Origin of the sequence: Flavobacterium sp., from assembly GCF_044361015.1 — a bacterium.
GTDB lineage: Bacteria > Bacteroidota > Bacteroidia > Flavobacteriales > Flavobacteriaceae > Flavobacterium.
In genome coordinates, this window is record NZ_JBIKJL010000013.1 from 36,402 (window position 1) to 50,632 (window position 14,231).

Annotated in this window: 13 protein-coding genes and 1 pseudogene; 10 read left to right on the forward strand and 4 right to left on the reverse strand. The window is 32.0% G+C overall.

Going from position 1 to position 14,231, the window contains the following annotated elements:
- Window positions 1-6 precede the first annotated feature (6 nt).
- The gene (locus ACIQ2Z_RS05395; protein ID WP_396183132.1) at window positions 7-978 is read right to left on the reverse strand and encodes an MlaD family protein; all 972 of its coding nucleotides are present in this window, start codon (window positions 976-978) and stop codon (window positions 7-9) included.
- 39 nt (window positions 979-1,017) lie between these two features.
- A complete protein-coding gene (locus ACIQ2Z_RS05400; RefSeq protein WP_396183133.1) occupies window positions 1,018-2,202 on the reverse strand; it encodes an N-acetylmuramoyl-L-alanine amidase in 1,185 nt (394 codons plus the stop codon).
- A 79-nt stretch (window positions 2,203-2,281) separates the two neighbouring features.
- Here ACIQ2Z_RS05400 and ACIQ2Z_RS05405 point away from each other — a divergent pair, with 79 nt between their 5' ends.
- Window positions 2,282-5,002 carry a putative LPS assembly protein LptD gene (locus ACIQ2Z_RS05405; protein WP_396183134.1) on the forward strand — a complete coding sequence of 907 codons (2,721 nt, stop codon included), beginning with the start codon at window positions 2,282-2,284 and terminating at the stop codon, window positions 5,000-5,002.
- 36 nt (window positions 5,003-5,038) lie between these two features.
- A complete protein-coding gene (locus ACIQ2Z_RS05410; RefSeq protein ID WP_396183135.1) occupies window positions 5,039-5,419 on the forward strand; it encodes a RidA family protein in 381 nt (126 codons plus the stop codon).
- A gap of 3 nt (window positions 5,420-5,422) precedes the next feature.
- Here the strand turns inward: ACIQ2Z_RS05410 and ACIQ2Z_RS05415 are convergent, their stop codons facing one another.
- Together ACIQ2Z_RS05415 and ACIQ2Z_RS05420 are read right to left on the reverse strand one after the other, a co-directional pair.
- On the reverse strand, window positions 5,423-7,003 hold the full coding sequence (locus tag ACIQ2Z_RS05415; protein WP_396183136.1) for a T9SS type A sorting domain-containing protein: 1,581 nt from the start codon (window positions 7,001-7,003) through the stop codon (window positions 5,423-5,425).
- A 242-nt stretch (window positions 7,004-7,245) separates the two neighbouring features.
- Window positions 7,246-7,539, reverse strand: a pseudogene (locus ACIQ2Z_RS05420) (response regulator); the annotation flags it as partial.
- Between the two features lie 382 nt (window positions 7,540-7,921).
- Here ACIQ2Z_RS05420 and ACIQ2Z_RS05425 point away from each other — a divergent pair.
- The 8 genes from ACIQ2Z_RS05425 to ACIQ2Z_RS05460 all read left to right on the forward strand — a co-directional run.
- A complete protein-coding gene (locus ACIQ2Z_RS05425) occupies window positions 7,922-8,269 on the forward strand; it encodes a DoxX family protein (RefSeq protein WP_396183137.1) in 348 nt (115 codons plus the stop codon).
- A complete protein-coding gene (locus tag ACIQ2Z_RS05430) occupies window positions 8,269-8,610 on the forward strand; it encodes a DoxX family protein (protein WP_396183138.1) in 342 nt (113 codons plus the stop codon). Before ACIQ2Z_RS05425 ends, ACIQ2Z_RS05430 begins: the two co-directional genes overlap by 1 nt.
- Window positions 8,611-8,693: 83 nt before the next feature.
- A complete protein-coding gene (locus tag ACIQ2Z_RS05435; RefSeq protein ID WP_396183139.1) occupies window positions 8,694-9,599 on the forward strand; it encodes a hypothetical protein in 906 nt (301 codons plus the stop codon).
- 205 nt (window positions 9,600-9,804) lie between these two features.
- Window positions 9,805-9,954, forward strand: a complete 150-nt coding sequence (locus ACIQ2Z_RS05440) for a hypothetical protein (RefSeq protein ID WP_396183140.1) — start codon at window positions 9,805-9,807, stop codon at window positions 9,952-9,954.
- A 76-nt stretch (window positions 9,955-10,030) separates the two neighbouring features.
- Window positions 10,031-10,708 (forward strand): tRNA (guanosine(37)-N1)-methyltransferase TrmD, encoded by a 678-nt coding sequence (gene trmD, locus ACIQ2Z_RS05445; RefSeq protein ID WP_396183141.1) that lies wholly within the window; start codon window positions 10,031-10,033, stop codon window positions 10,706-10,708.
- A gap of 121 nt (window positions 10,709-10,829) precedes the next feature.
- Window positions 10,830-11,180 carry a 50S ribosomal protein L19 gene (rplS, locus tag ACIQ2Z_RS05450; RefSeq protein ID WP_396183142.1) on the forward strand — a complete coding sequence of 117 codons (351 nt, stop codon included), beginning with the start codon at window positions 10,830-10,832 and terminating at the stop codon, window positions 11,178-11,180.
- A gap of 156 nt (window positions 11,181-11,336) precedes the next feature.
- A complete protein-coding gene (recG, locus tag ACIQ2Z_RS05455; protein ID WP_396183143.1) occupies window positions 11,337-13,454 on the forward strand; it encodes an ATP-dependent DNA helicase RecG in 2,118 nt (705 codons plus the stop codon).
- A 125-nt stretch (window positions 13,455-13,579) separates the two neighbouring features.
- A partial coding sequence (locus ACIQ2Z_RS05460; RefSeq protein ID WP_396183144.1) for a bestrophin family protein occupies window positions 13,580-14,231 on the forward strand: 652 nt, incomplete at its 3' end.

Genomic DNA, 14,231 nt, shown 5'->3' on the forward strand with positions numbered 1-14,231 from the left:
TTACTGCTAATTTTTAATTTTAGAAGAATCTATTTCAGTTGGAGCAACATAAGGTTTGTTTTTCTTACCAAATAGGGAAACATTGACATATCGAGTTGGATTCAATCGTAAGTCTTCTAACAGAAGTTCCAATTCATTGGAAGCTTTTGTAAAATTTGTATACATCTTGTCATCTTTCAATAATTTGCCCATAGTGCCATTTCCATTCTCTAATTCGGCCATGATTTTATCAATATTTGCCAATGTTTTTTCTAAATTTTGAACGGTTTGCTTGATATTAACTTGAGCAAGTGAATCAGAGATTTTAGCAAAGTTTCCGGTGACATTTTCAAAATTTGCCAATGAATTATTAATTTTCGATTTGTTATCCGTCAGCGTTGTATTCACGGTTTTCGAGATATCACTAAATTCAGCCATGGTTTCACTGAATTTTGAAATACTGTTTTTGATATTTTGTTTTGTGTTCGCATCTAAAGTTTCATTCAAATTGCTTAACAAAATATCAGTTGAAACCATTACTTTTTCAATTTTTTCTTGTAGCGGTTGTAATTTTTCTGAAACAAGTGCGGTTAAACCACTTTTGATATCTCCTTTCAAATAATCGCCTGATTCAGCCAAAACAGATGGATTAAGAGTTCCCGGAACAATTTGAATCATCTTACCTCCTATTAATCCGGGTTCATAAATTAGTGCAATGCTGGATTTAGAAATCGAATATTCTTTATTAATTTGAATTTCAACCATAGGTTTCCATGAACTCATATTAATGAAACTAATATTTTTCACTTTTCCAATAACAAGACCATTAATAGTAACCGGGGATGAATTTACCAAACCCTCTACATCATTGTATTCTATGTAAAAAGTATTATAATCTGTTAAGATATCAGTCCCTTTTAAATAGCTATAACCCCAAATGAATAACAAAATGGAGGAAATTACTAATATTGCTGTTTTTATTTCTTTCGTTAATTTCAAAATTGTTCTAGTTTTTAGCAAATTTAAGATAAAAAAAATTTAATTGGCTTTTAATGCTTCTTGAATGCTAATTTTATTCCCATTTTTAAAGGCAACAATAAAAGAGGATTCATATCCTTTGTTTTTTGCTTCCGATAGATATTTCTTAGCTTCTTCATAGTTAGAGGTTTGAGAAAAATAATATTTATACAAACCCTTTTCGTCAACAACTGAAACTGGTGATAATCCATTAAAATTTTGTGGAACTAAATCAAGTTTTTTTCCACTGGCTGATATTTGTATTTTAAAAGTAATTCCTTTACTGTCGTCAGGAATAGGTTCATTAGTAATAACTACCTTAGCTTTTTCAACTTCTTTGGTATTGCTTTTATTTTGAACTACTGGAGTATCTTTTTCTACTTTTTCAACTGTCGCTTTATTTGTTTTTTCATCAACAATAACATTGGTGCCACCAAAATACTCTTTTTTATAATTCAAAATAGCATCTGAAATAGCTTTGGCTAATTCTTCCTGACCTTTATCAGAATTTAGATATTCTCCTTCAGGCTTATAAGATATAAAACCTAATTCGGTTAATATACTAGGCATTGAGGTTTGATTCAATACTAAAAACGGCCCTTGTTTTACACCTCTGTTTTTTCTGTCTAATTTATTTGTAAATTCATTTTGAATTTTAGTAGAAAGTGTTATGCTTTGGTCTAAATATTCTTCCTGCAAAAGCGGAATTCCAATTACACTTTCCAGTGAATTAGGATTATATCCGGCATATTTTATTTTATAATCACTCTCAAGTGTAATAACCGAATTCTCTTTTTTGGCTACTTCTAAATTGGATGCATTTTTGGTTAAACCCATCACAAACGTTTCAGTTCCAAAAGCATCGCCTTTTGGTGAAGCATTACAGTGAATTGACAAGAAAATATTTGCATTCGCTCTGTTAGCTATTCTCGCACGTTCCATCAACTCAATAAAAACATCGGTACTTCGTGTATAAATAACTTGAATATCATTGTATTTTTCTAAATTTCTACCAACTTTCAAGGCTACTTTTAAAGCAATATTTTTTTCTATGAAACCATAATAGTTAGCACCGAAATCTTTTCCACCATGACCTGGATCCAACACAACTTTAAATTTTGTATTTGTTTGAGAAAATAAATTTGCTGTTGATAGTATTAGAAAAGCAAAAAAGATAAATTTGAATTTATTTAAAAAGTGCATCATTGTAAAAGTTAATTTAATTAAAACTCTAGGTTTTAAATTTTATTATTTACTTATTTTTGACCGAAAATTATATGTAAGTTTGGCACTCCAAAAATCAAGCCATAATTTTACAAAAATAGCATTAAAACATTTGCGGACAAACTTATTTCATATCGTTTTATCAGCATTTTTCCTAACAATTGGATTTACAAAAGTTAGTGCACAGGAATTGCAAAATAAAACCTTAAAGGTTGAAGCCCAAAAACCAGTTGATAGCCTGATTATCAACAGTGAAGATTTTTTTCAGATTAAAGATACCGTTATTAACGATTCTTTAGAGCTTAACAAGAAAAAACCGCTTTTAGAAGATAAAATCAAATATAAAGCTGATAAATACACAAAAAATGATCAAAAGAATAAATTAATCACTTTATATGATAAAGCTGAACTTTATTATCAGGATATTGAACTGAAAGCCGGAATTATAATCATGAACTATGAAAAAAATGAAGTTTATGCCGGCAGAATTAAAGATTCAAGTGGAGTTTATACGCAAAATCCTGTTTTTAAACAAGGCTCAAATGTAGTAGAACCAGATTCCATTCGATTTAATTTTAAAACTCAAAAAGCTCTTATTTGGAATTCCAGAACCGAACAAGGAGAATTTAGAGTTAAGGCAGAAATTTCAAAAAAAGAAAATGACTCAGTCTATTTTTTAAAAGGTGCCCGATTTACTACCTCAAAAGATATAGACAATCCTGAGTATTATTTTTATACAGATAAAATTAAGTTAGTTCCCCGAAAAAAAGTAGTAACAGGTTTTACTAATATGGTTATTGCTAATGTGCCCACGCCTATAGCAATTCCTTTCGCTTTTTTTCCAATGACGGAAGAAAGTAGTTCCGGATTAATAATTCCTACTTTTCAAGATACCCGTAGACAAGGTTATTCGTTACAAAATGGGGGCTATTATTTAGCCTTGAGTGACTATTATGATTTAGCGATTTTAGGAGATTATTATACCAATGGTAGTTGGGGATTGCGATTTCAAAGTAGTTATGCTTTAAAATATAGGTTCAATGGAAGTTTTAATCTTCGTTTTGAAAACATTATACAAAGTGAACGTGGTTTTCCTGATTATTCAAAATCAAAAAATTACAACATTCAATGGTCTCATACACAAGACGCAAAATCAAATCCAAACTCACGGTTTTCGGCATCAGTCAATTTAGGTAGTAGCCAGTATTTTCAACAATCATTAAATCAGATAAATGTTGGTTCAAATTTAGTGAATAATTTGAGTTCATCTGTTTCCTATTCTAAGACTTTCAATACTGTTCCGCAAGTAAATATGTCCTTATCAGCTACCCATAATCAAAATACAGGTACAGAAGAAATAAATATGACATTGCCAACTCTACAAGCCAGCGTTGACCGTATTTTTCCATTTGCTTCAAAAGAAGGAACAAAAAAAGGATTAATTAAAAACATCAATCTTCAATACAATTTAAGAGGTGAATACCGAATCAATACCTACGATTCATTGTTTTTTAAACAGGAAATGTTTAAAGAAGCAAAAACCGGAATGCAACACACTATCCCGTTGAGCACAAACTTTAAAATTTTTAAACATTTTAGTGTTTCTGCCAATGCAAATTATAATGAAGTTTGGACTTTAAAAACGATCAATAAAGCCTTTGATGAGGAATTAAATAAAGTGGTTACAAATGAAGTCAGTGGTTTTGATTCCTTCCGAACTTATTCTTTTGGATCAAATTTAGGAACAACAATTTACGGAACATTTAATTTTGGTGAAGCCAATAAGATTCAAGCTATCAGACATGTGATGCGACCTTCCGTTTCTTATAGTTACACACCAAGTTTTGAAAAGTATTTTGACACCTATGCCATTGATGCCAGTGGAAAAATGGATGATTACACCCGTTTTGAAGGTGGGATTTTTGGTGAACCATCCAATACATACTCTAATTTTGCAGGAATTTCATTAGGTAATACATTTGAAGCTAAGGTGACTGAAAAAGACAGTACCAAGACAGAACCCAAAAAAGTTATGTTGCTTAATCAATTGAACTTTTCAACAAGTTATAATTTAGCTTCTGATTCTTTACAATGGGCTCCTGTTAGAATGAGTGGAGGAACATTATTATTCAATAATAAAATGAACGTTAATTTTGCGGCAACTTTAGATCCTTATGCCATTAATGCTGCCGGAAGAAGAATCGAAAAATTTAATATTGATAATGGCGGAAGTCTGTTTAGAATGACAAGTGCCAATATGACTGCCAATTATTCTTTTTCAAGTCAAGGAAAAAAAGATATTAAAAAGAAGAATGTACAAGGTGCAAAAAATGGTGGCCGTGATGATGATTTATTTGGAACCAATACAGACTTAAGTGACCGAAGAGAGAGTCAATTTGATGATTCTGATGAGGAAGAAGAAGAATTCTCAGAATTCTATAATTCTAAAGCTCCATGGGATTTTACTTTAGCATATTCGTTGACTTACAGCAACACAAATAGGGAAAGTATAATCTCAGGTAACTCTGTGATGTTTTCTGGAAATATTGATATTTCACCCCGATGGAAAGTTGGTGTTTCGTCGGGATATGATTTTGTTCAAAAGGGCGTGACGTTTACTCAGTTTAGATTTGAAAGAGATTTGTTGAGCTGGAGAATGGACTTCAATTGGTCTCCTTACGGAGCAAATGCCTATTGGGGTTTTTACATCGGAATTAAATCCTCTGTGTTGAGTGATTTAAAATATGACAAACGCTCAATTCCAGATAGAACATTACGTTAATTTTCTTTTATAGAATTTAATTATCAATAAAAAGTTATGAAAAAAATTATTTTTACAGCCAAAGCACCGGCTCCTATTGGACCCTATAATCAAGCTGTCTTAATTGGAAGTACATTATACACCTCCGGTCAAATCGCTCTAAATCCAAAAACGGGAGAATTAATTTTAGAGGATATTGAAACGGAAACCAATCAAGTTATGCAAAACTTGAAAGCTGTTTTAGAAACTGCGGATATGCAGTTTTCCAATGTGGTAAAAACGACTGTTTTTATCATGAACATGAATGATTTTGTTGCCATCAATAAAGTATATGGACAGTACTTTGATGAACATAACGCCCCTGCCAGAGAAACTGTTCAAGTAGCAGGTTTACCTAAAGGTGTAAATGTGGAGATTTCAATGATAGCAGTAAAATAAATCTTATTGCATTTTTATAATTTTTAAGGTTTTTGAAAGTCCGTTTTCTTGTTCTATGGTAATAAAGTAGATTCCATTTGAACCTAAAACTTCTGTAGAAAAATTGGTTTTATTTTTAATTTCAAGGATTTGAATAGCTTTTCCTAAACTGTCTGTTTGAAAAATTTTACCGTTAAAAGGAGTTGGAAAACGAAAATGAAGAGCTTTAGTTGTAGGATTAGGAAAAATATTGATTTCAGAAAAAAAAGCACTTTCAATCGATAAGGTATTAGGTTCTAGTAGCATTACCCAATAATCAGACCCTCCACGATTTAACTCCGTCTTTTCACCCACGTTGTTTGAAAGTGAATTTCCGCCTAAAAGAATTCTTCCATTGTCATCTATAAGCATATTTTCAATTCCATCATATAATTCACCACCAATAGTTTTTTGACCAATAATTTCACCATTAAGATTTATAAAAACTACCCAAAAATCTTCTAATCCTCTTGAAAAACTGGTTTTATCTCCTGAAATTCCTGATTTTGAGGTTCCGCTAACCACATATCCAATTTCTCCATTTTTTGAAATACTGGTTAAATTATCTTTATCATTTCCGCCAATTACTTTCTGCCAATCAATTAAACCAGATGATGATAATTTTACTAACCAAAAATCACTCAACCCATTAGAATCTTGAGTTTTATTTCCTGAAATACTTGAGTTCGAATAACATCCAACTAAAAATCCTCCATCATCAGTTACAATAACATCACCAAAAACTTCTAAACCACTTCCTCCAAGGGTTTTTTGCCATTCTATTTCACCATTACTGTTGAGCTTAACTATCCAAATATCATATTCGCCAAAACAATTTTCATTTTTTTCAGCAGAACTATTAGAATTAGAATCTCCAGACAAAATATAACCCCCATCAAGTGTGGAAAGAATCGAGTATAATCGATCATCAAGATTTCCACCAATTGTCCGTTGCCATTCAATTTCATTATTGCCATTCAATTTTATAATCCAAAAATCATGTTCACCAATAGCACCTCTTCTATTCTCAGTTTTTTCACCCGAAATATTTGAATCTGAAAAACCACCAATAATGATTTCATTTTCTAGTGTTTTCAAAACTGATGTTTGCATATCACTCCTATCCCCTCCAATTGTTTTTTGCCAAATGATACTTCCTTGATTATTAATTTTAAACAACCAATAATCACTTAATCCCCTTCTATCTTCGCTTTTTTCTCCAGAAATATTAGAAGATGAGGTTGCAGCCAAAATGTATCCGTCGCTTTCATTGATTATTTGATATAATCCATCACTCCCACTACCACCAATTGTTTTCTGCCAATCAACAGTTCCGCTTTCAGTAAACTTGATAATCCACACATCTGTAGAACCTCTACTGTTTTCATTTTTGTCGCCGTTGATTCCTGAATTTGAAGTTCCACCAACCAAGAAACCAGAATCATTTCCAACAACACAAGAACTGAAACCATCAATTTGATTACCCCCCATTGTCTTTTGCCAAATAATTCCAGGTTGGGCAATAACAAATTGAGATAACAAAATAAAAAATAAAGCCTTTTTCATAATGTTTTTTTAGCTACAATTTAAAGAAAATAAAGCTTGAATAATGCTTCTTAAAAGAATTTTAACTTTTAATTAAATAATTCATCTAAAAGGAGTTGAGCTGTTGCTTCATTTATTGCTAAAGGCACATTATGCACATCACTAACACGAATAAGCATATTTACATAGGCTTCACAGGGATGACTGGATAATGGATCTTTGAAGAAAAGTACCATTTTTTTTCCTTCTGCAACTCTACCGATAATTTTTGAACCGATAGCTTCTTCCATCAGGTATTCTTCCTCACTTTTGGTAATCATAATCATCGGAATCGCCGATTTAATTTCTTTCATTTCCGAAAGTGTTTCCAAACCACTCATTCCAGGCATGTTTTCGTCAAGGAATACAATGTCGAAGTTTCCTTTTTCAAAGATATCAATGGCATCTCTTCCGTTGTTACACTTAGTTACGCTATAGTTTTTTTGTTCTAAAAAGAGTATATGTGGTTTAAGTAAATCAATCTCGTCGTCTACCCAAAGTATTTTGATTGGTTCCATCGTGTGCTATTAAATTTCTGCTTGCAAGTTAACAAATCACGAACGCACAAAGTATTAAAGTTATTGTAAATGTTAAAGGAAAGTTGACTGAAATGCACTAGTCACCATATCTTACTAGTTATATGCTTCGTTAGTATAAAAATAATATTTTAAGATATAAAAAAAAAGCCACTAAAAATTGATTTCAATTATAACTTGCAATAAAATCAAAATCAGTTCTTGGTAACAGTCGGTAATTTTTTATATATTTGAAGTATTATCAGTTGTGATGCTCATTCTAGATAACTATTGATGCACTGAACTTTCTGAGGCTTAGAATTGTACCGTTTAGGCTACAAAATAGCACTTTGGAGTATACCTAACTAAAATCTAAAACTAAAATATGACAACTTACTCTACAATTGCTCAAATTATCATTGCCTTTTCAATTATCATTGTTTGGGTTTTTCGTTTTCACAACGTCGAGCAAGAATTTAAACAATATCAATTAAGTGATTTAGTTCGCAGTGCTGTTGGTGCAACAAAAATAGCCTTGTCAACCTTATTAATTGTTGGTATTTGGCACCCTGAATTAATACTTATTCCTTCATTAATAATGGCTTTTTTAATGATTTCAGCCCAATATTTTCATTTTAAAGTGAGTAATCCTTGGCACAAACACTTACCTTCATTATTTCTATTGCTGCTTTGTCTTTTTGTTGCTGCTGTATCATTAGAAGTAATTAAATAATGACCGTGCTTAACGTATTGATTTTTTTTTCCAGCTTTTCTTTTTTCATTTACGGATTGGCCTTTTTTACTTCAACAAAAATGAAAAGTGAATTTAAACGTTTTGGACTTGAAAAAGTAGGGGCACTCACAGCAGTTTTGGAACTTTTGGGTGCTATTGGTTTGCTGTTAGGTTTAAAATTCCAACCATTGTTACTTTTAGCATCAGGTGGTTTGGCTTTGTTAATGTTTTTTGGCGTTGTTGTTAGAATCAAAATAGGCGATTCGCTTTGGGTTTCTTTACCGGCATTGCTTTTTATGATTATAAATGGCTTTATTTTTTATGGTGCTATATTCACTTAAATAAGCAATAGGTGATTAGATTTACTAATGTGAGTTAACGATTATATTGTAAGGTGTTCATAAATTTAAAAAAAGAAAATCAAATGAATAGTCAAAATTTTATAAATAAAACAATTGAAAAATTGTTGTCTGCAAATAATAAAGAGCGAACAGAACGAGTGATTCTCTTTGTTGCAATAACTAGTTATTTGATTCACTTGGTTTTAATTTTTTTAGTATATCAAGACGTCATTCAAATAGAATCAAAATTATTTAATAATCCTATTGCAGCCATTTATACACCTTTTTCATTTATTCTTTTATATGAAGTATATTTGCTTGTATTCTATATCCCAAAATCAATCACAACCTATATTGGTAAGCAATACGAAATTATTACACTTATTGTTATCCGAAAAATCTTTAAAGATATTTCAAACCTGGAACTTACTGCCAATTGGTTTCAGAGTAATAGCGACCTTAAATTTTCTTACGATGTAGGAACTTCACTTATTTTATTTTTTTTAATCTATTTATTTTACCAAAAAAACAATAAAAATCAAAGTTTGGAGGTCAAATTGTCTGACAGAGAAGGTGAAAATTTAAATAAATTTATATTTTTAAAGAAGGGTATCGCGGTTGCTTTGTTACCGATACTGATTGCACTTGTATTTTACACTTTTTTTAGTTGGACAAATGATGCAATAAGTAATTATCAAAATGGATTAATCGCTTTTGAAGATGTAAATAAAGTTTTTTTCGACGAGTTTTTTACCATCTTGATTATTACAGATGTGCTGCTACTTCTTTTATCATTTTTTTATTCTGATGAATTTCATAAAATAATTAGAAATTCCGGTTTTGTAATTTCAACAATACTTATTAAAATATCTTTTTCAGTTGAGGGAATTGTCAGCAATGCATTAATAGTGGGTGCAGTTTTATTTGGCTACCTCATTTTAGTGATTCATGATTTATATGATAGAAAAATACATGATCAAAAAAAGTAGCTAGCAAAGTAAATGAAGTTTGATTTGTTGACAATTACAAATTATTACAGTACTTTTCAAGTAAGCACCTAAACTATGTTCTTGTAGGCGAAAGAACTTTGCAAAACTCTTTATGACGTCGTTTTGCATAACGTGGCTCTTCGAGTGTTTTCATAAGGGTACTTTTTGTGTATCGCTATAACAGGACAAGACAGAAAATTTAGATTTGTTAAAGGACACAGCTGCATCTAAAGCAACGAAAAAAGGAAAAGGTGTTGTGTTATGCTATGCTGATATTTCCTCATTTAGAGGTTTTTGGTTAGGGACAGAAAAACTTCTTTGGAACGGAATTTTCTATGGTAAACTCATGCCTTAAAACAAAAATGAACTTTTTTACTCAAATAAAAAGCGGAAACACTTTCTATAAATAAGTATTTTTGCAAAAAAAAACAATGCGAATAGATATCATAACCGTTTTACCTGAACTTTTAAAAAGTCCATTTGAAGCTTCTATTTTAAAAAGAGCTATTGACAAAGGTTTAGCTGAAGTTCATGTGCACAATTTGAGAGATTACACCACAAATAAGCAGAAAAGTGTAGACGACTATCAGTTTGGAGGCGGTGCCGGAATGGTAATGTCAATTCAACCGATAGATGATTGTATTGCCAAATTGAAAAGTGAACGCAAATATGATGAAATAATTTATATGTCGCCCGATGGTGAAACATTAAACCAGAAAATGGCCAATTCGATGTCGCTTTTAAAAAATATAATCATTTTATGCGGACATTATAAAGGTGTAGACCAACGGGTTCGTGACCATTTTATAACGAAAGAAATTTCCATTGGCGATTATGTGCTTTCCGGCGGTGAATTGGGAGCTGCTGTTTTGTCGGATGCCATTATTCGCTTGATACCCGGTGTTTTGAGTAATGAAACTTCTGCCTTGACAGATAGTTTTCAGGATAATTTGTTATCTGGACCTATATATACCCGACCGGCAGAATACAAAGGTTGGAAAGTCCCCGATGTTTTACTAAGTGGCAACTTTGCTGAAATTGACAAATGGCGAGAGAATAAAGCGTATGAACACACTAAAAACCGACGTCCGGATTTATTGGAAGAGTAAAAAAATACAGATTATTTTTCTGATTCAATAAAATTTATTACTTTTGCACTCAAATTTAGACCAACCTCTGACGAAAATCGTGAATGTTGCTCTGATAATCATTATTTTTAACTTAATTGTTATGGCAGATTTAATGAAATTCGTTGAAAGCGAATTTGTAACAAAAAAAGATTTTCCAGAATTTGGAGCCGGTGATACTATCACTGTTTATTATGAAATTAAAGAGGGTGAAAAAACAAGAACACAGTTCTTCAAAGGAGTTGTAATTCAAAGAAGAGGTTCAGGAACTACTGAAACCTTTACTATTCGTAAAATGTCAGGTGCTGTTGGGGTGGAAAGAATTTTCCCTGTAAACATGCCTGCTCTTCAAAAAGTAGAAGTTAACCAAAGAGGTAAAGTTCGTAGAGCTAGAATTTTCTATTTCAGAGACCTTACAGGTAAAAAAGCAAAAATCAAAGAAAGAAGAAGATAATCTTTTTTCAAGTTATACCAAATCCCGTTTTGAATTTCAAAACGGGATTTTTTATTTATTTGAGGCGACAAAATTATTCTCTTTCAATTTTCATCGCAAAAAACTATCTTCGCTTTGAATTGAAATTGTCATTGTTACTGAAGTTGATTTTTTAAAATGAACGATATCCTGCAAACTCCAATAGAATATCTTAAAGGCGTTGGTCCTTCAAGAGGTGAAACACTTCGAAAAGAACTCAGCATTCATCGTTATGGAGATTTGTTGACTTTTTTCCCAAATCGCTATATCGACCGCACACGATATTATAAAATCAATGAATTGCAATCACGAAGTGTCGGTAGTAATGCAGAAGCGCAAATTATTGGAAAAATTATTCATCTTAAAACAGTTGAGCAAAAAAAAGGAAGAGGACGATTAGTAGCCACTTTTGTTGATGAAACCGGCGAAATGGAATTGGTTTGGTTTCAGGGTCAGAAATGGATTCGCGAAAGTTTAAAACTCAATACACCTTATGTTGCTTTTGGAAAAGTTACTGCTTTTTCAGCAATGTTTAATATGGCTCATCCTGAATTAGAATTATTGGAAGAACATAAAGAAAGTCTGCGTTCAGCTTTGCAACCGGTTTATCCATCCACTGAAAAACTGACTCAAAGAGGCATTTCTAATCGAACAATAAATAAAATGATGCAACAATTATTTGTGGAAACACAAGCTCGTTTTTCAGAAACGTTGCCTAACTATTTAGCAGATGAATTAAAATTGTTTCCGAAAAATGCTGCTTTATTCAACATTCATTTTCCAAAAAGCCAGGATTTATTGACTAGAGCACAATTTCGATTAAAGTTTGAAGAGTTGTTTTTTATTCAACTGCAATTAATTACTAAAAACCTAATTCGAAAAAATAAAATCAAAGGATATCCATTTGAAAAAGTGGGTACCTATTTTAATGATTTTTACCAGCATCATTTACCTTTTGAATTAACAAATGCTCAAAAAAGAGTGTTGAAAGAAATTCGAAATGATTTAGGGAGTAATGCTCAAATGAATCGTTTATTACAAGGCGATGTTGGTTCAGGAAAAACAATTGTTGCTTTAATGTGCATGCTGATAGCCTTGGATAACGGATTCCAAAGTTGTTTGATGGCACCAACAGAAATATTAGCTACACAACATTTTAATGGATTAAGTGATTTAGCTAAAGAGTTGAATATCCAAATAAAATTACTAACCGGTTCCACAAAAACGGCTGAACGTAAAATCATTCATGGGCAATTAGAAAGTGGTGAATTACATATTTTGATTGGCACCCATGCTTTGTTGGAAGATAAAGTTCAGTTTAACAATTTAGGATTAGCCATTATTGATGAACAACATCGATTTGGTGTTGAACAACGATCAAAATTATGGAAGAAAAATGATATTCCGCCTCACGTTTTGGTGATGACGGCTACCCCAATTCCTAGAACATTAGCGATGAGTTTATATGGCGATTTAGATATTTCGGTGATTGATGAATTGCCACCGGGCAGAAAACCTATTCGAACCGTTCACCGATTTGATTCCAATCGCTTAAAAGTTTGGAAATTTTTAAAAGATGAAATTGCCAAAGGCCGACAAATTTATATTGTATATCCGTTGATTAACGAAAGTGAGAAAATGGATTACAAAGATTTAATGGATGGTTATGAAAGTATTTCAAGGGATTTTCCATTGCCGCATTATAGCGTTTCCATCGTTCACGGACAAATGAAAGCGGCAGACAAAGAAGAAGAAATGAGACGTTTTTCGTTAGGAAAAACCAATATCATGGTTGCCACCACAGTAATTGAAGTCGGCGTCAACGTTCCTAATGCCAGCGTAATGGTGATTGAAAGTGCCGAACGTTTTGGCCTTTCACAGCTACATCAGCTTCGAGGTCGCGTTGGTCGTGGAGCAGAACAGAGTTATTGCATTTTAATGACGAGTCATAAATTGAGTGATGACAGTAAAACAAGATTAGAAACGATGTGTAAAACCAACGACGGTTTTGAAATCGCTGAAGTAGATTTAAAACTCCGCGGACCAGGTGACATTATGGGAACACAACAAAGTGGCGTTTTGAATTTACAAATCGCTGATTTGGTAAAAGACCGAGATATTTTAAAACTTGCTCGCCACGAAGCCATCAAACTCTTGAAAAAAGATGTTTCGATGACGTTGCCTGAACACCAAACGTTGCGAATGATTTTTATGGAAATGAGTAAGAAGAAGAATATTTGGAATTATATTAGTTAGGGAAAGGAGTTTCGAGTTTAAGAAAAACTGAAAATTCATATTCATTTATTTAAAATTATAATTTCTTTTCTACATTTACATTTTAAAACCAATCACTTATCACTTTTAACCTTTTACCCTAAAAAATGGTTCAATACAACCCAAAAGACTGGATTACATTTATTTTTAGATTTCATAAATCCGATACATTCAGGCAGTTAATTCCAATGATGATTTTTATCGGTTTGTATACGTATGGTGTGGGCTATTTAGAGATTGTATATTGGAAAATGTCTGAAAAAAGTCATTTAAGTAATATCACGATTATGCATAATATGCTCGGTTTCGTGATTTCTTTATTATTGGTTTTTCGAACTAATACAGCATACGACCGTTGGTGGGAAGGCAGAAAATTATGGGGTTCTCTTGTTAACAACAGTCGAAATCTTGCTATCAAATTAAGTGTCATTTTAAAAGAGGAAAGCGACCGCTTATATTTCAAAAAATTGATTCCCGGATATGCTTCTATTTTAAGCAAGCACTTAACGAATGATGAAACAAGTAAACAATTGTTCACAGACGTGGACCTAGAAATTGATCATCATAAGCATAAACCCAACCAAATAGCAAAAATGTTGTTTCAAAAAGTAAATGATTTATATGACCAAAAAAAAATAACCGGAGATCAATTGATTATTTTAAATGGTGAAGTTCAATCATTTACAGAAATTTGTGGAGCTTGTGAACGAATTAAAAACACACCAATACCTTACTCCTACAGTGCTTTTATAAAAAAAT